15 protein-coding genes and 4 pseudogenes are annotated in these 20,945 nt (G+C 68.1%); 10 read left to right on the forward strand and 9 right to left on the reverse strand.

Translation table 11 applies throughout. The annotated features are described in order from the left end of the window. Positions 1 to 114: 114 nt before the first annotated feature. Positions 115 to 1,701: a methylmalonyl-CoA mutase family protein gene (locus JL475_RS34295; protein WP_202282121.1), complete on the reverse strand. Its 1,587-nt coding sequence runs from the start codon at positions 1,699 to 1,701 to the stop codon at positions 115 to 117. Between the two features lie 100 nt (positions 1,702 to 1,801). Here JL475_RS34295 and JL475_RS34300 point away from each other — a divergent pair, with 100 nt between their 5' ends. Beyond that, positions 1,802 to 2,488, forward strand: coding sequence for a TetR family transcriptional regulator (locus JL475_RS34300; protein WP_202282122.1), 687 nt, complete (start codon positions 1,802 to 1,804; stop codon positions 2,486 to 2,488). Between the two features lie 113 nt (positions 2,489 to 2,601). On the opposite strand, the gene JL475_RS34305 is transcribed toward JL475_RS34300, so the two are convergent. Both JL475_RS34305 and JL475_RS34310 read right to left on the reverse strand, forming a co-directional pair. Continuing rightward, a complete protein-coding gene (locus JL475_RS34305; RefSeq protein WP_202282134.1) occupies positions 2,602 to 3,822 on the reverse strand; it encodes an RNA polymerase sigma factor in 1,221 nt (406 codons plus the stop codon). 8 nt (positions 3,823 to 3,830) lie between these two features. Further along, entirely contained in the window at positions 3,831 to 4,238 is a 408-nt protein-coding gene (locus tag JL475_RS34310) for a YciI family protein (protein WP_202282123.1), read from the reverse strand. Between the two features lie 179 nt (positions 4,239 to 4,417). Between JL475_RS34310 and JL475_RS34315 the strand changes: the two genes are divergently transcribed. Beyond that, on the forward strand, positions 4,418 to 5,542 hold the full coding sequence (locus JL475_RS34315) for a CapA family protein (protein WP_202282124.1): 1,125 nt from the start codon (positions 4,418 to 4,420) through the stop codon (positions 5,540 to 5,542). A 245-nt stretch (positions 5,543 to 5,787) separates the two neighbouring features. Here the strand turns inward: JL475_RS34315 and JL475_RS34320 are convergent, their stop codons facing one another. Continuing rightward, the gene (locus JL475_RS34320; protein WP_202282125.1) at positions 5,788 to 6,120 is read right to left on the reverse strand and encodes a hypothetical protein; all 333 of its coding nucleotides are present in this window, start codon (positions 6,118 to 6,120) and stop codon (positions 5,788 to 5,790) included. Positions 6,121 to 6,593: 473 nt separating this feature from the next. After that, on the reverse strand, positions 6,594 to 7,418 hold the full coding sequence (locus tag JL475_RS34325) for a dienelactone hydrolase family protein (RefSeq protein WP_307825249.1): 825 nt from the start codon (positions 7,416 to 7,418) through the stop codon (positions 6,594 to 6,596). 99 nt (positions 7,419 to 7,517) lie between these two features. Here JL475_RS34325 and JL475_RS34330 point away from each other — a divergent pair, with 99 nt between their 5' ends. Beyond that, entirely contained in the window at positions 7,518 to 8,513 is a 996-nt protein-coding gene (locus JL475_RS34330) for a GlxA family transcriptional regulator (RefSeq protein WP_202282126.1), read from the forward strand. A gap of 124 nt (positions 8,514 to 8,637) precedes the next feature. Here JL475_RS34330 and JL475_RS34335 read toward each other — a convergent pair whose 3' ends face one another. The 3 genes and pseudogenes from JL475_RS34335 to JL475_RS34340 form a co-directional block, all read right to left on the reverse strand. Next, a complete protein-coding gene (locus JL475_RS34335; RefSeq protein WP_202282127.1) occupies positions 8,638 to 9,936 on the reverse strand; it encodes a hypothetical protein in 1,299 nt (432 codons plus the stop codon). A 215-nt stretch (positions 9,937 to 10,151) separates the two neighbouring features. Further along, positions 10,152 to 10,250, reverse strand: a pseudogene (locus JL475_RS41585) (urease accessory protein UreD); the annotation flags it as partial. A gap of 207 nt (positions 10,251 to 10,457) precedes the next feature. Further along, a complete protein-coding gene (locus JL475_RS34340) occupies positions 10,458 to 11,483 on the reverse strand; it encodes a hypothetical protein (RefSeq protein WP_202282128.1) in 1,026 nt (341 codons plus the stop codon). Positions 11,484 to 11,936: 453 nt separating this feature from the next. On the opposite strand from JL475_RS34340, the gene JL475_RS34345 reads away from it, so the two are divergent. From JL475_RS34345 to JL475_RS34370, 7 genes and pseudogenes are all read left to right on the forward strand, one after another. Beyond that, positions 11,937 to 12,422, forward strand: a complete 486-nt coding sequence (locus tag JL475_RS34345; protein ID WP_202282129.1) for a hypothetical protein — start codon at positions 11,937 to 11,939, stop codon at positions 12,420 to 12,422. A 606-nt stretch (positions 12,423 to 13,028) separates the two neighbouring features. Further along, positions 13,029 to 14,579, forward strand: a complete 1,551-nt coding sequence (locus JL475_RS34350; RefSeq protein ID WP_202282130.1) for a S8 family serine peptidase — start codon at positions 13,029 to 13,031, stop codon at positions 14,577 to 14,579. Positions 14,580 to 14,801: 222 nt separating this feature from the next. Further along, positions 14,802 to 16,673 carry a DNA/RNA non-specific endonuclease gene (locus JL475_RS34355; protein ID WP_202282131.1) on the forward strand — a complete coding sequence of 624 codons (1,872 nt, stop codon included), beginning with the start codon at positions 14,802 to 14,804 and terminating at the stop codon, positions 16,671 to 16,673. A gap of 1,380 nt (positions 16,674 to 18,053) precedes the next feature. Continuing rightward, a complete protein-coding gene (locus tag JL475_RS34360) occupies positions 18,054 to 18,746 on the forward strand; it encodes a transglycosylase SLT domain-containing protein (RefSeq protein ID WP_237409094.1) in 693 nt (230 codons plus the stop codon). A gap of 29 nt (positions 18,747 to 18,775) precedes the next feature. Further along, positions 18,776 to 19,006, forward strand: a pseudogene (locus JL475_RS40655) (peptidoglycan-binding protein); the annotation flags it as partial. A gap of 114 nt (positions 19,007 to 19,120) precedes the next feature. Further along, positions 19,121 to 19,780 (forward strand): annotated as a pseudogene (locus tag JL475_RS34365) (M23 family metallopeptidase); the annotation flags it as partial. Then, entirely contained in the window at positions 19,777 to 20,529 is a 753-nt protein-coding gene (locus JL475_RS34370) for a hypothetical protein (RefSeq protein ID WP_202282133.1), read from the forward strand. The pseudogene JL475_RS34365 and the gene JL475_RS34370, both read left to right, overlap by 4 nt. Positions 20,530 to 20,661: 132 nt before the next feature. On the opposite strand, the pseudogene JL475_RS34375 reads toward JL475_RS34370, so the two are convergent. Next, positions 20,662 to 20,945 (reverse strand): annotated as a pseudogene (locus JL475_RS34375) (2,3-diaminopropionate biosynthesis protein SbnA); the annotation flags it as partial.

Below are 20,945 nucleotides of genomic sequence, written 5' to 3' on the forward strand. Positions count from 1 at the left end.
TTCCGAACCGGCGTGCGTCGCCTGGTGGATCCGTTGCTGCAGGTCCGCGAGCTTCCCCGCGGTCGTACGCATGTCGATGTCGTTCACTGGTTGCTCCACTCCGGGGCTCACTGGTCAGAAGGTGTCGTGGGGGACGTGCACGCCCCAGACGTCGCGCAGCGCGTGGGAGACCTCACCGACCGTGGCGTGCCCCCGCAGGGCCTCGCGTATCGCGGGGAGCACGTTCTCGGTGCCCTGGGCGGCGGTGCGCAGGGCGTCGAGGGCGCGTTCGAGGGCGTCGTTGTCGCGGTCCCTGCGCAGGGCGGCGAGGCGTTCTTGCTGGTCGAACTCGATCTGGGGGTCCACGCGCAGCGGCTCGTACGGTTCTTCCTCGTCCAGGACGAACGTGTTGACGCCGACCACGGTGCGTTCCTTGTTGTCGATCTCCTGAGCGATCAGGTAGGCGGAGCGTTCGATCTCGGACTTCTGGAAGCCCTGCTCGATGGCCGCGACGGCACCGCCGCGGTCTTCGACGGCCTGCATCAACTCCAGGACCGCCGCCTCGAGTTCGTCGGTCATCGACTCCATGAAGTAGGAACCGGCGAAGGGGTCGACGGTCTTGGTCACGTCGGTTTCGTAGGCGATGACCTGCTGGGTGCGCAGGGCCAGTCGCGCTGCCTTCTGGGTGGGCAGGGCGATGGCCTCGTCGTAGGAGTTGGTGTGCAGGGACTGAGTCCCGCCCAGGACCGCTCCCAGACCCTGCAGTGCGACCCGGACCAGGTTGACTTCCGGCTGCTGGGCCGTCAGCTGCACACCGGCGGTCTGCGTGTGGAAGCGCAGCATCTGTGACTTCGGATTTTGGGCGCCGAACTCCTCGCGCATGACGCGGGCCCAGATACGGCGGGCGGCGCGGAACTTCGCGATCTCCTCCAGCAGCGTGGTGCGGGCGACGAAGAAGAAGGACAGGCGCGGAGCGAAGTCGTCGACGTCCAGGCCTGCGGCGAGCGCGGCGCGCACGTACTCCTTGGCGTTGGCGAGGGTGAACGCGATCTCCTGCGCGGGCGTGGCCCCGGCCTCGGCCATGTGGTAGCCGGAGATGGAGATCGTGTTCCAGCGCGGCAGCTCTCGGTGGCAGTAGGCGAAGGTGTCGCTGATCAGCCGCAGGGACTGTTTCGGCGGGAAGATGTAGGTGCCGCGGGCGATGTACTCCTTGAGCACGTCGTTCTGGATCGTTCCGGTCAGCAGGTTGCCCGGGACCCCCTGCTCGGCGGCGACCAGCTGGTACAGCAGGAGGAGTGTCGAGGCCGGTGCGTTGATCGTCATCGACGTCGACACCTTGTCGAGCGGCAGACCTCGGAACAGCGTGCGCATGTCCTGGATCGAGTCGATCGCCACACCGACCTTGCCGACCTCGCCCTGGGCGATGGCCTCGTCGGAGTCGTAGCCCATCTGGGTCGGCAGGTCGAAGGCCACGCTCAGGCCCCCGGTGCCGGCGCCGACCAGCTCGTGATAGCGCTCGTTGGACTCCTTCGCGGTGCCGAAGCCGGCGTACTGCCGCATCGTCCACGGCCGACCGGTGTACATCGACGGGTACACGCCCCGGGTGAACGGGAACCGCCCCGGTGCGCCCAGCTTGGTGTCCGCGTCGAAGTCCGCCGGTGTCCCGGCGTCGTAGACCGGCTGGATCGGCAGCCCGGACTCGCTGTGTGCGAGAGAACCCACGGTGACCTCCTGTGGTACTCCATCTCTTTGGAACGGTACGCAGTACCATTCCATTGGGCAAGTGGCCGCCGAAGGACGAGACAGGGGATGATGGGTGATCATGAGCAAGCCAGCCGCGCGGATCCGGCTCTCGGAGGCCGCCTTCGCCCTGTTCGACGAGCGCGGATACGAGCAGACCACCGTCGATGACATCGCCGAACGCGCCGGTGTGGGCCGCACCACCTTCTTCCGGTACTACCCGGCGAAGGAAGACGTCATCTTCCCCGACCACGACCGGATGCTCGATCAGATCAAGGACCGCCTGGCCACCTCCAGCCACGAGACCGCCCTGGCCGCCGTCTCCGACGCGGTCCGCCTGGTGCTGCTGCACTACCTCGACGAAGGCGACCTCGCCCGCCGGCGGTACCGGCTCACCAGCAAGGTCGCTGCGCTCCGCGACCGCGAGATCGCCAGTGTGGCCCGCTACCAGCGCCTGTTCCGAGAGTTCATCTCGAACTGGCTGGGAGACTCCAGCGAGTCGGCCTCACTCAGATCCGAGCTCATGGCCGCGTCCGTGGTCGCGGCCCACAACCACGTGCTGCGCCGATGGCTCCGGGGTGAGTCCCCGGACCCCGTCGGGGAGGTCGACGCCGCGATGCGCGAGGTGCTAGCCCTGTTCCCGGGTCCGCAGTCCCGCCCGGAGACGGACGCCGGCGGCACCACGGTCGTCGCCTTCCGGAGCGGACAGGACATCGACGCGTTGCTCCCCTCACTGCGACGCCTCCTCGAGGGCCACCCCGAGCAGTGAACACGCCCGGCACGCCCCTTGCCCCTCGATGAGGGCGCCTGCTCACGTCGAGGCGACCGCCCCGGCCACGGGGCCGGGCCACATGCAGGGGGAAGATCCGAAAGCGCGGCCCGTCAGGGGCGCCGCCGGGTGTTGAGCCGGGCCGCCTGACGTATCAGGTGGTCGCGCTCGGCGAGGTCGGGTGCCTTTCGGGCCGCCTCGGCGTACAGCCGGGCCGCCGTCGCCAGGTCGCCGTCGCGTTCGTGGAGGTACGCCGCCACCGCGGTGTGGCGGGGCAGTGAGGCGTCCAGTTCCGCGAGCGCCGCCAGTCCGGCGCGCGGTCCGTCGGCCTCGCCGACGGCCACCGCTCGGTTGAGCCGGACGACCGGGCTGCCGGTCAGGCGCGTGAGCTCGTCGTACCACTCGACGATCTGCACCCAGTCGGTCTCCTCGGCGGTGGGCGCGTCGGCGTGGAGTGCCGCGATGGCGGCCTGGGCCTGGAACTCGCCCAGCCGGTCGCGGGCGAGAGCCGCCTGAAGGATCTCGACGCCCTCCGCGATCAGCGCGGTGTCCCATCGGCCACGGTCCTGTTCGGTGAGCGGCACCAGGCTGCCGTCGGGCGCGGTCCGGGCGGCGCGCCGGGCGTGGTGGAGCAGCATGAGTGCGAGCAGCCCCGCCGCCTCGGGGTGGTCGATGGCGGCCGCGAGCTGCCGGGTGAGCCGGATGGCCTCGGCGGCGAGGTCGACGTCGCCGGAGTAGCCCTCGTTGAAGACCAGGTAGAGGACGCGCAGCACGGTCGTGACGTCGCCGGGCTGGTCGAACCTTCCCCGAGCTCTCGGCTTTTCCCCCACTCTCGGCTTCGCTCGAGCGGAGGGACCCCCATGAGCAGGGGAGACCCCACTGTCGGCCACGGTGCGCTTGGCCCGACTGATCCGTTGCGCCATGGTCGCCTCAGGCACCAAATAGGCCTGGGCGATCTGGCGGGTGGTCAGCCCGCCGACGGCGCGCAGCGTGAGCGCGACGGCGGACGAGGGCGTCAGCGACGGGTGGGCGCACAGGAAGTAGAGCTGGAGGGTGTCGTCCACCGCGGACACGGGCCCGGGCGCCGGCTCCTCGTCGACGAGGTCCTCACGCCGGCGGCGGGCGGCGTCCGCCCGCCTCGCGTCGAGGAACCGGCGCCAGGCCACGGTGACCAGCCAGCCCTTCGCATCCCGCGGGGGGTTGGTCGGCCAGACGCGGAGCGCCTCGACCAGCGCGTCCTGCACGGCGTCCTCGGCCGCCGCGAAGTCGGCTCCGCGGCGGACGAGGATTCCGAGCACGCTCGGCGCGAGGCTCCGGAGCAGGGCCTCGTCCATGGACGAGGTCACTCCGTGATGGTGGGCGGAGCGGCCAGGAACGGGCGTACCTCGAGCCACTCGTGGATCGGCTTCCCGCCTGCCCCGGGGGCGGCCGACAGTTCCCCGGCCAGCTCGAGGGCACGTTCGTAGGTGTCGACGTCGATGACCATCCAGCCGGCGATGAGGTCCTTGGTCTCGGCGAACGGGCCGTCGGTGACCGGAGGGCGCCCCTCCCCGTCGTACCGGACGAATGTCCCCTCGGGGGCGAGCGCCTGGCTGTCGACGAACTCGCCGGTCTTCTCGAGCCGGGCCGCGAAGTCGTTCATGTACTGCACGTGGGCCGAGATCTCCTGTGGCGTCCACCGGTCCATGGGCACGTCGTTGACCGGAGCCGGAGCACCGCGGTAGTGCTTGAGCAGCAAATACTTGGCCATCGTGTTTCTCCTCGGTACTGGTGCGCCCCATTGTGGGCGCGTTCACTGAGGGGACGTAACAGGTCAGGGGTTCTCGACATCGGCGTCCGGTTTTTTGGCTCTCGCGGGCGAGCCCGGAGGAGGGCCCGCCCGAGGCCGGGCCCGGCCCACCTCGGCAGGCGCGCGTTTACCGTTGGGGTATGCGCAGCGACGTGGTGACGCTGTTCGTGTGCGGCGATGTGATGCTCGGCCGCGGCGTCGACCAGATCCTGGCCCGCCCCGGCGATCCGGTGCTGCGGGAGACCTGTGTCGCGGACGCCCGCACCTACGTCCGTATGGCCGAGTCGGTCAATGGGCCGGTCCCGGCCCCCGTGCCCCCGTCCTGGCCGTGGGGTGAGGCACTCCGACTGCTGGACGGGGCCGCCCCGGACGTACGGATCGTCAACCTCGAGACCTCCATCACGCGCAGTGACGCGTTCGCCCCCGGCAAGGCGGTTCACTACCGCATGCATCCAGCCAACGTGTCCGCCCTGACGGTGGCCCGGCCCGACGTCTGCGTCCTGGCCAACAACCATGTGCTGGACTTCGGCCGGGCGGGCCTGGCGGAGACGCTGGAGACGCTCGACCGCTCGGGCCTGCGGGTGGCGGGCGCCGGGCAAAGTGCCGACGAGGCGTACCGGCCGGCAGTCGTCCCCGTCGGAACCGGCGGCCGTGTCCTCGTCCTCGCGCTGGGGGCGAGTTCCAGCGGTGTCCCGTCCGGCTGGGCGGCGACCGCGGCCCGCTCCGGCGTCGCCCATCTCCCCGATCTGTCGACCGGCACGGCCGCCGCGGTGGTGGAGCGTGTGCAGCGGGTGAAACGTGCGGGCGACACCGTGGTCGTGTCCGTGCACTGGGGATCCAACTGGGGCTACCACGTCCCCCGCGAACAGATCCGTTTCGCGCACGCCCTGGTGGACGGCGGCGCCGCCCTCGTCCACGGGCACTCCTCGCACCACCCCCGCCCCATCGAGGTGTACCGGCAGAGGCTGGTGCTGTACGGCTGCGGCGACTTCATCGACGACTACGAGGGCATCAGCGGGTACGAGGAGTACCGCGACGACCTCCGGCTCGCCTACTTCGTCACGGTGGCGGCGGACACCGGCCGGTTCCTGGGCCTGCGCATGATGCCCCTGTGTTCCCGGCGTATGCGGCTGGAGCCGGCCTCGCGCCGGGACGCCGCCTGGATGCACGCGACCCTCGACCGTGTCAGCGCTCCCGTGCACCTGGTCCTCGAACCGGACGGCACCCTCTCACTGGAGCCGGACCGTCAACGCCCGGCGTGCTGACGTCCCGCCTTCCGGTCTTCCCCTCGCCGTACCGCTCGCGCAGGCGGGGCCGGCCGTGAAGCGGCCGGCCCCGCCGGTCGGGCCTCGACACAGTCGGCGATGACCGAGACCTCGGGTGCCCGGAGTTCGTCCGGGTTCGAGCGGAACTTTTAACCGTCCGTCCCGATGTACGAAACCCCCACGTGAGGGATTTTCCCGCGGTCAGGCTAAGAGTGTCTGGACGACCGGATGAACGCCGGGCGATTTCAGACGCACAACCGTGTGTATCCGATCGCGGCATTGGCCGACTGGTGGAAGTACTGGTTCCCCTCCGGATCGGAAATGCTCGCCCCGAACAAAATGCAGTCCTGGCCGTCGTACTTCCACGCCGTCTCACGGGACGGGCCGATCGCGTACAGGCTCGGGCCGGACAGCGAATTGCCCTTTTCGGCCGTGCCGGACGCCCCCACCGTGGCGACATGCATGTCCGTCGCCACGCCCACCCATCGGGATTTCACTGCGAAACCGCAGAACGAGCGGGTGTACGGATTGTATTCCACATACACGGTTCCCGCCGGCAGGAAACTGCCGGAACGCACCACGGGCTCCGCGTGGACGTATACGTAACCCGCGCCGCACACATCACCCACCGTGCTCGGTGCCAATGGTGCGGCCGCCGCAGGTGCCGCAGCGGCACCGAGTGCGAGCACTCCCAGAGCGACGCAACTCCATAACCGTCGAATACTCATTCCTCTCCCCCTCCTCGGACGACATGTGATCAGAGCCTGTGGCTCCGGTGAGGAGTTTACCGGGGGTCGGCGCATGCAATGGGAATCCAGGGAATGGGCTGCATCACATTCCATTCTCGCCAACTGTTCTCGAACTGCCCTGTCCCAAATAATTCAATGGTTCCCGTCACCACAATCCGGATTTCCTGTATGTGGTTGTACGGGATGCGCCACGGGAGCGATGGACGCCAGGTGCTTCCGGCCCCCGCACCCCGCGTGATCCGTGCGGGGTGCGGCAGGTGGCGTGATCGGTCCGAGTCCCTCCGGCGAACCGGTGGCCGGGCTCATTCCACCTGCGTGCCGAGCCGCTCGGCCAGGAAAGCGATGATCTCGTTCCGAGCCTGCAGGGTGGGGTGGCCGTCCTGGTCGACGAGGTGAGCCGTGACGACGCTGTGGGCGCAACCGACGACGTCACGGAAGAAGGGCGGGGGGTTCGTGTTCGCGGTCTCGGCTTTGAGCACGCGGCCGTCGAACGCTTCCCCGAGCAGCGCTCGGTAAGCCGCGAACCGCTGGCCGGTGCACCATCTGTCGTTGTCGAAGCGGTAGGCGAGGACCTTCAACCCGTCGCGCGCTACGCGTTCAGCGACGGCGGCTGCGTCTGCGTCGCTGATCTCCAGACCGCCGGGGTCGTCGAGCGGAAGCGACGGATGGTTGACCACTGGTGCGATGACGGACGGTTCCAGCGCCATGGTCAGGGCGAAGTTGCCGGTGAAACACAGACCGACGGCGCCGACGCCGGGCCCGCCACGCTCGGTGTGCGCCAGGCGAGCGAGGCCGCGCAGCCATGTCACGACGGGGCTGGTGCCACCACCGGCAAACGCTCGGAACTCGGCGCTGACGCACGCGCGTCGAATGATGGTCTCGCCTGCCTCGGCGAGCGGATAGGCACCGTCGACGCCGAAAAGAGAGGGCAGGTACACGGAGAAGCCGGCATCCCGCACCCAGCGCGCGAACCGTGCGACGTCGGGGCTGATACCCGGCATCTCGGGCATGATGATGACCGCTGGTCCTGACCCGGCGACGTACACGGTCTTGTCGACGTCATCGACGCTGACGGCTCTCCGAGAGAAGTCGTCCAAGGCGTCGCTCTGTCCTCGCATGATTGTCATGACCTAGATGGTGATGAGTGGCGGCCCTCCTGAGAAGCGGCGGCATCGCCACGTATCCCGGTAATATCGCCACCCGTTCAAGAGCGCCGGAGGAGCCGCATGAGTCCGCTGCGAGTCGGTGTGCTGGCCTACCCCGGCTGCTTCGCGTCGGAGGTGTTCGGAGTCCCCGACCTCCTGGCCGTGGCAACTCACGTCGCCGCGGCGCAAGGGTCGCTTCAGCCCGCCTACGAGGCGTCGGTCGTCTCGCCCCGGCGGCGGGTGGTCGCGTCCGGCGGCTCGGCCCTCGACGTCTCGGCGATTCGCCCGGTGGACGTCCTGATCGTGCCGGGCTTCGAGCTTTCGCCCACGGTCGACCTCGACGCGACACTCGCACGCCTGGGACCGGAAATAGCGTCGATCCGCTCGCAGGCGGCTTCCGGGACCGCTGTCGTATCGATCTGCGTGGGCGCCTTCCTGGTCGCCGAAGCCGGGCTGCTCGACGGGCGCGAAGCGACCACGTCCTGGTTGTTCGCGGATCGGTTCGCCGACCGGTACGCCGACGTGCGCCTCCGCCCGGAGAGCTTGGTCGTGACCGACCGAGGGGTGACGACCACGGCGGCCTTCAGCGCCATGTACGACTTCGCGCTGCAGTTCATCCGCGAGCACGACGGCCCCCGCGTCGCCCGTAGCACCGCGCGTATCGCTCTTGTCGACGACGCACGTTCCACGCAGGCCCCCTATGTCGATCCGAAGCTCATCCCCACGGTGGGCAGGGAGTTCTCGCTCAGCGTCAAGCGGTGGCTCGACCAGAACCTCAGCGCCCGCTATGACCTGGCCGCCCTCGCCCAGAAGTTCCACGTCAGCACAAGAACCATGCTCCGGCGCTTCGGCGACGAAGCCGGCGAGACGCCACTCGCGTACCTGCAGGCGGCCCGGGTGCGTCGAGCCGCACACCTGCTGGAGACGACGGACAGGACCGTCGCCCGCATCGCCGCCGACGTCGGGTACCGCGACCCCGGGGCGTTCAGCGGCATCTTCGCCAGACACACGGGCCGGAGTCCGAGGGAGTACCGCGCGGTGTTCCGCCGTCGCTGCGGCCCTCACGCGTCAACCTGACGAACGGATGATGAGGGCAGGGTCTCTCGAGTGGGCGAACGGTGCTCCGAGCCCGGCGACACATCCCGAGGTCATCGCTTCGACTGGAGACCTCGGTGAGGTGGTTGATGCTCCGCCGCGCCGTTCACAGGGGGCCCGGGCCTGCCTGGTGCGCTCCTGAGAACCCGACGGAACCGACCCACTCCGTGGAGCCGGTGACGGCGAGGTGGTACTCCGCTGTCGTCTGCTCCTCGTCCCAGGTCGAGTTCAGGGTGACGCGCGCCGTCAGCTCCGAGCCGGCGGGCACCTTGATCTGAAGCCAATTGACATACCGGCTTGCCCTCGACTCGGCCACCACGTTGCCGGCACCGTCGAGAAGTTCCACCGTGTAGCGGTCGGCGATCTCCTGCGGCGACTTCCAGCTCGCGGGCAGATGGAAGACGTTGCGAATCAGGATGTCCTCGGTGTCGACGGCCGCTCCGTTGGGGAAGGCCGCCAGGGCGGGATAGACACCGCACGGGTTGAAACCGTAGGCGTTGAACATGCAGGACAAGTCGGCGAAGCCCCGGTCCGGTACCACCGTGACCGTGACGAACTGGTCCTCGGCCGACGTCATGGTGTACTCGGTCGGCCGACCGGGCGTCGTGACGTCAGTGGCCATGAACGATGTGTCGAGGGCGACATCGGCGGCGTGGGCGCGGCCGCGGGGGTACGTCTCGACGAGCTCGTACATGCGCCGCTGTCCGCTGCCCCAGGGCGCCGCACCCTCGACCTTGGTGACCAGCTTCCCGTTGTCGTAGTAGCGGCCGTCGGCCGGATCGAGGAGGACGCCCATGGGCCCGCGGGGCCCGAGCGGACCGAGCGGGCCGTAGACGCCCAGGGGACCGGCGGGCCCGAGAGGTCCGTACACACCGCCGGCCTGGAGTTGCCCGGAGATTTCGTTGAGCGCGGGCAGGTTCTCGCAGTAGGCCTCCTGGCCGACCGGACCGGCCGGGCCGAGCGGTCCGGTCTCGCCCAGGACCGGTTGAGCGAGGATGCCCCATGTGTCGAGCAGCGATGCGAAGAACGGGTGGTGCCGCAGGTGATCGAGTTGCGTCTCCCAGTACGCACTCGCCTCTCCGAGGGGCCCGTACCGGCCGAGCGGTCCCCAGGGACCGAGTGGCCCCAGGTGTCCCAGCGGTCCGACGGGACGCAACAGCGCCTCTCCGGGCTCGCCGTCCGCGTACGCGGCAGGGTCGATCCGTGGCTGGATCGATGCCATCAGCGGCTCGGCACGGTCGTCCGCATCGCTGTCCATGGTCAGTTGCCGCTCCACGGTGGTCGCGCTGGTCCACGTCCAGTCGGGCATGGCGGACGCCCCGTCGACGACGCAAGGCCGCTCGTCCGGTGTTCCCGCGGATGACGGCTGAGCCGCTCCCAGCAGCATGCCGAGGCTGCTCAGCACGACAAGAGTCCGACGATGCCGATTGCGGACCATCGATTCCCCCATGAGTCAACGCACTGTGAGTGCACACGTGTTCAGTACGGGATCGATGGTGACATGGTGCGGTAGCCGGACAGTGACCGACCCACTGCTCGGCTTCGCCGTGGCGCGGCACAAGCCACCGAACGCGAACGCGAACCCCGGCCGTCCCGGTACGACTCGGCCGGCGACACGGGTGTGACCGACAGATCACTGCCCCGCCCGGAGACCAAGGGGTCGGGCGATCGGTGCAGTTCGGCGTCGTCGATGGTGAGCCGGACGCCGTGGCGGGCCCCTTGCGGTTCCATCCGAGCCACAAGGCCAACGAGCCGACTCCGCAGCTCACGCGTAGGCCGTTGTCGACCTGGCCCCCCGATTTCATGCATTATGCGGCGACATGCTGTACGTGGCCGGCGGGACGGCCCCCATCGGCCTGCTGTCGCCACTTCGGTCTGTCCCGAAGGTCCGAGGAGTCCCGCCGAGTTCGTTGAGCTCTCCGCATGTCAGGGCCGGTTACGGAACGGCCAGGGCCTTCTGTCGGCACTCGGCAAGGAGGGGACGGGTGCTTCGGCCCTCGGGACGTCCTCCGGCCGTGGCGGTGGCGAATCGAACGACCTCCACGATCCTCGGACATTCTCCATGACGGCATTACCCTGTCGATCGATCATTCGTGTCAATGTTTCCTGGGCTACGCCAAATGCTATGGCCCAGGCGGCTATTTGCGCCTGAGTGTCCAATGCTGAGAGGCCCGGAATGAATTTACCGTGGATCAATATCAGGCCAAGGAGAGCGGACAGGACACCGACTGGAAGGCGCAGGGCCAGCAAGCTCAGCGGCACCATGTACGGTGTGAGCGTACCCTGCATGTGGCGAATGGAAACCGCTCCAGCCATTGCGGCTGCGCACATGCCGAGTGACCCGACCAGCAAGCCGTCATCGCCGTCCGCACTCCCGCCCGCGGGGCAGACGCGCTTCGTCGCCAGTGGATTGCTCGGAGTGGGAGCCGGCGGATCAAAACAGAGCAGATTCGGCACGCCGTCAGGATGCAGGTACCCTGAAAGTATAAGCAATGCGGCGATGGCTGACATGGCAAGGAACGAGTACACTACAACATTTCGGAAGCTGCGGACCCGCGCTATCTCGGATTCCTCGACATGATTGGCGGCATGCAATACATTGACCGCCAACTCTCTGAATTCATTCCCCAGGATGTTGTTATTGTTGCGAAGGTGCTCCGACAGTACCTTCAGGCGCGGATCGTTCTCGCCCAAATGCTGCACCCCTTGGGCAAGCACAACCGGCCCTCGCCAGCGGATTTCACTGTCGGGCGCTAACTGCAGAAGTATCAGTTCGGCTTCATGGATGTTCGAGAGCACTCGATCTTTTGAAGACGCGCCGCTCAGGGTTGGTCGTCGATCTTCGGCAGCATTTCGCGCCGCATCCAGAATGGCGTGGGCCTTGCGTGCCAACTTCATCTCGGGGGGAGCGAGTCGGCCTGCTTCGACTCTGTCGAGCTGCGCCTGAAGCACCGCGACATGCGCGCAGGCGCGATGTCGCCAGGAGCCGCGTCTCCCTCGTGCGGCTACGTCCCGCTCTCCACTTTCCGGATGTGCTTCCGTCCGACGGGAAACAAATCTCATATTTACAGCTTGATCGCTCGCCCTGCGTGACTGCAACTCGAACGTGGACGGCGAGCCCTCGGTGGCCTACTGCAACAGTGGTGCGGTCTCTCGGATTCAGGAAACGGCTCGCAGTGGTACGTCGGTGCCCGGCGAGGGCCTGCGAATTCGAAAAGCGCCCGGCCGGTGGCGGTTTCGGAGCCGAGGTGCCCCAACCGGTGGCCGGGAGGCGAGTCGTCCTTGCATGCTTGCTCGGGCAGCCCGCTTCATGAAAGCGCGAGGCTAGGCCGTGCCAGCGGTGCTGGCGGGCCGCGGGGCGTGTGGCGCCTGCCGGGGCCGGGAGCGCTGTCATCCTCGTCGTCCATGGATGTCAGTACCTTCTACGCCCTCTTCTCCACCACCTGCTTCGCCCTGGTCGGTTTGTGGTGGAACGTCGTTCAGAGCCATACCGACTGGATGCGCGACCCGGCCCTGCGCCGCGTCGTAGGTGGGATCTACCTGTCCTTCCTGCTGCCCGCTCTGATGGGCCTGTTCGCCCAGGTCGGCGGCACCAAGCAGCCGCAGATCTGGCGGGCGGCCTTCATCGCCCTCTCCGTGATCGGCTGCTTGTGCACCCTGCGGCTGCTGGCCCGTGCCCGCGGCGACCACTTCCTCACCTGGCAGCAGGCCGCCGCCGCACTGCTCTACGCCCTGATCGCCGTCGTCGGTGCTTTCCCCGAACTCGCCCGCCACGTCGGGCTGCGCCCCATCCAGACCGAGGCTCTCATGCTGATCGGCCTGATCATCCTGGCTCACGCCCTGGTCTGGCGGTACATGGCGGGGGAGGGCCGTGCCGAGGAGGAGGCCTGACGTCGGTGGTGACCGCATTTCGCTGCTGCGGGCGGGTTGATGCGTATCGGCGGACCGCTGGGCTGCCGCGTCGGCGGCGACCTCGGCCAGGTTTCGCAGTCGGGCGCCGAGGCTGATGGCACGTCCTCGCTCGGGCGATGGAGGAGCGGTCCACGTTGAACCAGCAACTTCTGCGGCGCGGACGCAAGCCGGACCTGGCCCGGTGCCATCCGTTCCGCAACCTTCCTACCCCGAACAGGAGTTGCTCGATCACCACGGACGGCAGATTCGCGACCCCTGGCCACTGGAGACCGCTGCACGAGTTGGTCAGTCGTCGACCGGCCAGGGTAAGGGGCTCAACCACCGGGACCCGAAACCACCCTGCTTCCGGACCTGGCCCAGCTGGGCTTCACCACGCCCGTGCGGGACCGGTCGGTCACCGGACTGACCGTGATCCTCACCGGTGACGGACCCGCCGTGCCCGTCCCTTCGGCGTCGTGGCATGAAGTTGCCGTGCGATGAGGGTGCGAGGAGACTGACAAAGAGGGGGCGTTCCTCAGGCTGCGGGTCCTAGGGCCATGTCGTCACCGGCCAGGGCTTCCGCACCGATGTGAAGAGGCGAAAGAGATGTCACGTCAGTACTACCAACGTGGCCATCTCGTCGAGGCCGAAGAACTCGACGACGTCATCGCGGTCAAGATGGGCGCGGCTCCCCGGGACGGAGTCGCCGAAAGAGCGACGGATCTGGGAAGCAGCGCTCGTGGGGAGATACGTGAGGCCGGCATCGACGACGAGACGACCGAAGCCTTCGCCCGGGCGAGTTGGATATTCGTCAGGCCGAACCAGCGGACCCGCGAGGCATTCACCGCGGGCGACGAGATCCCCAGTGCGGAGGCGGCGGGCAAGGTCATCCGGCGGCCCAACGGCAGGATAGGTATCGCGACCGACGCGTTGACCGTCCGGTTGGAGCCGACCCTGTCGGAGGACGAAGCCGAGCGCGAGCTCGAGACCGCCGGCTTGACCATCGTCAACAGACTCGGTTTCGCGAAGAACCTGTACGAGGTACGGGCCCCGGCGTCGCGGGACGCCCTCGCGGCCTCTGTCGAGCTCCACGGCAACGATCGTTTCGTCTTTGCCGAACCGTCGTTCATCGAACACGTCCCCGCCCGGTTCAGGCCCACCGGTGCCCAGTATCCGCGGCAGTGGCAATGGAGGAACGCCGGGACCAACGGCGGCACCTCGGACGCCGACGTCCACATCGAGTCGGCCTGGGACCGCACCTTCGGGGCAGGAATCCGAGTCGCCGTCATCGACAACGGCTTTGACGCGGAGCACCCGGACCTCGCCGCCGGGGTGGACCGGTTGTCGGGATTCTTCACCGACGGGGTGGAAGGCGTGGTCTTCGTCCAGGGCACTTCGGGGATGCCCGACAGCGATCACGGTACCTTCTGCGCGGGCATGGTCGGGGCCCGGCTCAACAACGGGGCGGGAGGTACGGGTGCGGCCCCCGAATGCAGCCTGATGCCGCTGGCGTGTCTGCCGGACCAGGTCGGTACGCAGACGACGCTCGCCCGTGCCGTGGCCTACGCGACCGATCCTTCGACGGAAGTCCCCGGGGCCGGCCCAGGGAGCGGGGCGGACATCCTGGTCAGCAGCCTGGGCCCGAACGGCGCGGACTGGGATCTGACCAGCACTCTGGAACTCGCTCTCGAATTCGCCGCCACCAACGGCCGTCAGGGCAAGGGAACGCCGATCTTCTGGGCGGCGAGCAACGGCAGGAACGTCGACATCGCCAAGGACGAAGTGGTCTCCCATCCGGATGTGATCGCCGTGGTGCGATCGACCAACCGGGACCGGGAGGACAACGCGGCACGCGGACCGAAGGTCGAACTGATCGCTCCCGGCGTCAACGTCCTCAGCACCACGTCCGGCGGTGGTTACGGAACCAGCACCGGCACCAGTTTCGCCGCTCCCTGCGCGGCCGGGTGCGCGGCACTGGCGCTGGCGGTGAACGCCCACCTCACGCGCGACCAACTGCGCGAGGTGATGCACAAATCGGCAGACAAGATCGGAGGGCCGGGAGTCCGGTACGACACGGCCGGTCACAACGACGACTACGGCTTCGGCAGGGTGAACGCCTCCCAGGCCGTAGCGCTCGCCCACGGGATGAGGCCATGAGCGAGGAGCCCGCGGTCTTCCGCTGCCACGTTGCCGCCGAGAACGCCGAAGAGCTTGAGCCCAAGGCACGTATCGAACGCTGCCACCCTCGTACACAGAACGTGAACAATGACTGCTTACCGTAGTTGAAGGCGGTTGTCCGAGGAGCCGCTGTCGGCCGCCGACCGGACCATGGGCGTGCCTCACAGACGCCGCCTCCTTCGGTGAAGGGATGAACCCGCCATGGCCACCAAGACCAAGAAGAAGAGCACTTCGTCGGCCAAGAAGCCGGCGCCCTCCGAGGAGGAACTGATCTCCTCGCTGCGACGTTACATCCGCACCCGTGGACCCGAGCTGCTGGAGGATCCGAACATCAGCTCCGTGGGCGTCGGCCGCAAGCTCACCGGCGGGCGGCGCGGCAGGCAGGTCGCGCTGCAGTTCACGGTGGACAACAAGGCCGAGCCGGAGGTGCTGGAGACACTGGGCACCACGCTGATACCCGAGACGATCACGGTGGACGGTACGGAGGTGCCCACCGACGTCATCGAGCGCAGCTACAAACCGCAGTTCCGAAGGGTCACCGAGGCCAAGAGCCCGGTGCGCAAGACCCGCCTGGACCCGATCGAGCCCGGGGTGAGTGTCGGGTCGGTGACGGTCTCGGCGGGCACGATCGGCTGCATCGTCTACGACAAGACCGACGGCACCCCCTATGTGCTGAGCAACTGGCACGTGCTGCAGGGCCCTCACGGCGAACTGGGGGTGGAGATCGTCCAGCCCGGACCGCACGACGACAACCGCATTCACCGCAATCGCCTGGGCACGCTCAAGAGGTCCCACCTGGGCGTGGCCGGTGACTGTGCGATCGCCACCATCGAGGATCGCGCCTTCATCCAGGAGATCTTCGAACTGGGCGTGGCCCCCAGGGAACTGGGAGAGCCGGAGCTCGACGACAAGGTCATCACCAGCGGACGGACCACCGGCGTCACCCACGGCATAGTCCGCCGCATCGAAACCATCGCCAAGCTCGACTACGGCGGCCAGATCGGAAACAAGGCCATCGGCTGCTTCGAAATAGGCCCTGACCCCGACCGCCCGCCCGAGACCGGGGAGATCAGCAGCGGTGGTGACTCCGGCGCGGTGTGGCTCTTCACACAAGGCGGCCGCCCCGGCACGGTCATAGCCGGGCTGCACTTCGGCGGTGAAGCCGCGGGCGATCCGGACGAGCACGCACTGGCGTGCCTGCCGACCTCGGTGTTCGAGAAGCTCGAGATCAGCCTGACCCCTCCGGCCCCGGAAGACATCCGGACCATCGCCGGATACGCCCCGGACTTCCTCGACGAGCGGATCGACGTCCCACAGTTGGACGCGGAGCTCGCCCGCGACGCGGTCCGCCTCAACGGTTCCGAGGTGGTCTCCTACACGCACTTCTCACTCGCCCTGAGCAAGAAGCGGCGCTTCCCCTTCTGGGTGGGCTGGAACATCAACGGTGGCACCTTGAAGAAGCTCAGCCGCAACAACATCCCGTTCGTCAAGGACCCGAGGCTGCCCGCCACCGCACAGGTGGGCAACGAACTGTACGAGAACAACCGGCTCGACCGCGGGCACATAGCCCGCCGCGCCGATCTGCTGTGGGGCAGCCTGCCGGAAGCCAAGAAGGCCAACACCGACTCGTTCTTCTACACCAACATCACTCCGCAGATGGACGACTTCAACCAGAGCTCCAAGAACGGGCTGTGGGGCGAACTGGAGGACGCAGTCTTCGCCGACACGGAGGTCGACGACCTCAAGGTCAGTGTGTTCGGCGGGCCGGTGTTCCAGGAGGACGACCGTACCTTCCGCGGGGTGAAGATCCCCCGCGAGTTCTGGAAAGTCATCGCCTTCACCGAGCACGGCAAGCTGAAGACCAAGGGGTTCCTGCTCACCCAGAACCTCGACCAACTGGAAAGCCTGGAACTCGATGAGTTCCGCGTCTTCCAGGTCACCCTCGGCGAGCTCGAGAACCGCACCCGGCTCAGCTTCCCAACCGTCCTGCACAAGGGGGACACCCTTCAGGTACCTGAAGTCCTCGCCGACCGGCCCCCCTTGGAGACCCTGTCCGACATTCAGTGGGATTGACCGTACGACCTGGCTGTCCCGCTCGACCGTGCAGAACGACAAGCCGAGAAGGAACTGCTTGTCGTCGGAGTCAGGAGTGTCGTCGAACGCCGTGAGCGCCTCCGCACGAGTCCCGCCCAGGAAGCGCTCCACCCGCGCCTGCTGCGCGACGGTGCAGCGGGCGCGTGCATTCGACGAGGACGAGCGTGCGTTTGCCTCCCCACAGATCCCCACAGGCCCCCGGAGAACTCCTTGCCGGACCGCGAGCAGTGGCCGGTGAGGTTGAGCAGGTCGTCCTGGATCCGGAACGCCGCACCGAGGCAACAGCCGTAGCGGTCACATCCAGTAGTCGTCGTCGACCAGGTCGTAGGCGTTGTTCCGGATCCAGGACGACCTCGATCGCCCGGTCCTCGAGCGAATGACGCATCACCAGCACCGATTCCTGGAGCACCGCCCACGCCGGATTCGGGCCGAGCGCCCACCGGTTGGCATCAGGTGCTGCAGCGCCGGCAGGTTGGTCGCGCCGCCGACGTTCACCGCGCCCCGAGGCCGTGTTCGACGGACAACATCGGCGACCCGCGGCGCGTCCCCCTGCCGTCCTGCACGGCGTCGAAGATCAGCAACGCGTTGTGGGTGAGCTCGATTGAAAGCCCCTGACGGGGTTCGACGGGGCGGCGAGGCCGTGCCGGTTCCGCGTGGCCGTCGTGGCCGTCGGGGCGACCACCCCTCACGGGCGGCCGACGGACGCCGAGGTCGGCCGCGTCGCACCCCCGCTCATTTCCATGGTGCGCCTCATGGGGAGCCACGGCGCCCCGTGGCCGTCGGCCGAAAGCCGCCCGCAGGCCGACGTGCCCTCCGGCCCGAATGGTGCGGGGCACGGTGCGGCCGGTCGGGGGAGCGCAGGGGCGGCGACGGTGGCACGCATGCATGTATCTCAGTGGGAGCCCCGCGTACCGCGCCGTCGCTCCAACGGCTTTCCGCACTCGCGGCAGTGCGGATCACTTGCTCGAGTCACCTTGGGATCCAGAGCCGGAGGTTCCGGTTCGTCATGCGTTCAACGCACGTGTGCCCGGACTGTCGCCGTCGGTACGAGTGCGGGGAGAACAGCGACGCCGCCCTGGTCATGCACCCCGAGGAGTGCTGAGCCGGGCAGCCGCCACGGCACGCTCATCGCCCGGGTCTCTCGCCTGGCGCGGAGTCCGCGACAGCAGATCCGAGGATCCGGGTGCCTGCATGGTGCCGGGTTTGCGTGCGGCTCCCATCGGGCGCATGGTGGAACCAGGGGTGACTGTGACGGTAAGTGGCGCACGGCCCCGGGAGGGGGCGCAACTGCCGGGCAGGTGTGTTGCTGTGCCGACCGACAGGCTCATTCCCTACGGCCTCCAATGCTCGGGAGGCACGATGGTTGCTCTTTCCAACGTGCGGTTCGGCAAGCGCAACGATGAGGTCAAGGCCGCTCAGACGGCGCTCATCGCAGTCGGAGTGGACATCCCTGCGGGGGCCACCGGATTCTTCGGCGAGCAGACGAGATCGGCCTACGCGGCGTGGCAGCGCATGCTGGGACTCACCGGCTCGGCTGCCGACGGATTCCCCGGCTGCTCCTCACTGACCGAACTCGGTGCCAGATGCGGGTTCGTCGTGGACTGCCGCCACCCCGGGGCCATCACCAAGAGTTCCGTGCGCTTCTCGAAGAACTCGGGAGTGGCCATCGATGAGGCCACGGCCCGCACGTTTGCCGAGCAGGCGTGTGACAGGACCGGTGCACCGAGGAGTTGGGTCACGGGGGTCGGCAACGGAGCGAACCTGCTGACCCTCACGTTCCGCGAGTCGTCCTTCAAGCCGAACGCGGTGAACCGGGACGACGTCAACGCGACAGGCCCGGTGCAGTCGGACGGCGCCAAGCTCAACTGCTCGCGCGGCTACGCCCAGGTGATTCCCGATACCTTCGCCGAGAACCACCAGGCGGGCACGTCCGACCGCATCTACGACCCGGTGGCGAACATCGCCGCAGCAATCAACTACATCTGGCGCCGGTACGGTGACATCTCACGCGTTCAACAGGCGAATCCGCATCGTGAACCGGCCCCTTACTGAAAGGAAGGAAGGTCATGCCTGCGTTGGCGCCGTTCCCAGGAGCGGCATTCCTCCACAAGGGACAACGCAGTCCTGTGATCACCGCGATGGGCAAACGCCTGGTGGCGGAAGGATGCGGGAAGTACCGGACGGGCCCTGGTCCGGAGTGGACCGACGTCGACCAACAGCCGTACGCCGCTTGGCAGCGCAAGCTCAGGTTCAAAGGCGATGAGGCCAACGGCATTCCGGGCAAGACCTCCTGGGACCGGCTCCGCGTCCCGACGGCGACGACCACAGCTCCTGGTGCCCGCGTCGCATCTCCCATACCGGGACACCACGCCACCACCCCCTACCGGAAGGAGGGACCTCACTGGAGCCTGGGTTACCACACCGGCGCGGACTACTCCGCTCCGCGCGGTACGCCGTGTGTCGTGGTGCGCAGCGGTTCCATAGTCCGCAGCGGACACGACTCCGGCTTCGGCGGCTTCCTCGTGCTGCGTGCCGGCGGATTCGACTTCTGGCACTGCCACCTCTCCGAGCAGACCGTGAAAGGAGGCCCGGTCAGGGCCGGTCAGAAGATCGGAGAAGTCGACTCCACCGGGAATGCCACCGGTTCCCATCTCCACTTCGAGAAGCGCCCGGCCGGGGGCCGTTTCCCATCCGGCGTGACATCCAACTGGTGGCCGGCAAGTGGCCCGCCCGGCTCGAAGTCAGCGATGGGCGGCGCCGAGGCCGCCCGAATCGTCGAGTGGGCCGTCAAGCAGGAGCAGTGCTTCAGCGAGGCGTCCGACACGACGCGCCGCCGCTTCCTGACGAGCTTCCTGGCCACGCGCACGCCGTCGCCGGACGAGACGTTCATCTCCGGTTCGCACGAGATTCCGGTTCGCACGAGATGCGGCCGGATGGCCTCGGCGAGGTCGCTTTCCGAAAGGACCCGGACGGGGGCGCCCCCGAGCCGGAGGAGGAGCGGCAGACGGCGTTCAACGCCTTCGTCCAGCAGTACCTGCGGGATGTCCGCGACAACGTTCAGGAAGCGTGTGGGAGAGATGCGATGAACCTGTTGCCGATCGAGATCAAGGTCAACATCGAGGGTGACGTGACGGCGGCGCTGTCGGCCCTCGGCGGGTCGAGCAGCCCGAGGACGACACGTCGAATCTGGTTTGCCGAGGACCGGGACGGCGTCGCCGGGGGCCGGATGCCGCTGCTGGACGGCGGCGTGATCGTGCGGCTCAGGATCGGCGGGGACCCGGACGACCTGACCGTCAAGTTGCGTCCGTGCACCCGGGAGCAACTGGTCGGCCGGTTCTCCGCCCCGTTCGAAGCGGAGCCGTTCACGTACAAGATCGAGGAGGACTGGTCGGGGAACCGCCGGGTGCTGGCCGCCTCTCTGGTGCACGGTCACCCGCCGGGAGCGTTGCCGGACGCGGTGAAGCCCGGGGCCGATCCCGGCGCGTCGATCGACGTGGTGCAGGACCAGTTCCTGCACGCCTGCGCGCCCGCCGTCCGGCTCGACGGGCTGGTCGCCCTGGGACCGATCCTCTCCACGAAGGTCGACGAGGTTCCACTTGGCGGCCTGGAGGCGGACCTGGAGGCGTGGTCGGTTGCCGACCTGAATTTCCTGGAGGTCTCGATCCGGGTGAAACCCAAGGGCGAGGACGACGTCGAGAAGTTCACGGCGCGGGCCGAGCGCAAGCAGCGGAAGCTGGAGGACGCGGTGCGGGAGCGCGGGGTGGTGCTCTCCGAGCACCCCGAGAACAAGACCCGACGCGTCCTCACCGCCTTGGCGGGGGCCGGGCAGAACTGAGACGGCGGTCCGGCCCCGCTCGTCAGCAGTTCTCGCTGGTCACCTGCTCGAGGGTGGCAATCGCCAGAACACGGACGAGGACCCACTTCGGTGGGACCGCTGATCCAGGACCGTCCCACCGGACGGCGATCTTCACCGTCGCCGTCGCCGCTTTGCGGGCGGATGCGGCGGGTGGCTCGCCTGGAGCGTGGGCACGGGGTCGGCGGCCCGGGGGCCGGCGGCCGTCTCATCAAAGTCGAGCGTGTTCTCGCCGTAGAGATCGTGCAGCCAATTGGACTGGTAGATGGTGTCGAGATAGCGCTCGCCGAGATCCGGGGCGATGGCCACCGCGGTGAGTCCATGCGTGGCGTGGTCGTCCAGCCAGCGCATCGCGCCGCTGACGACCGTGCCGGTGGAGCCGCCGAAGAGGAAGCCGC

Origin of the sequence: Streptomyces sp. M2CJ-2 (genome assembly GCF_016757295.1) — a bacterium.
Classification (GTDB): domain Bacteria; phylum Actinomycetota; class Actinomycetes; order Streptomycetales; family Streptomycetaceae; genus Streptomyces.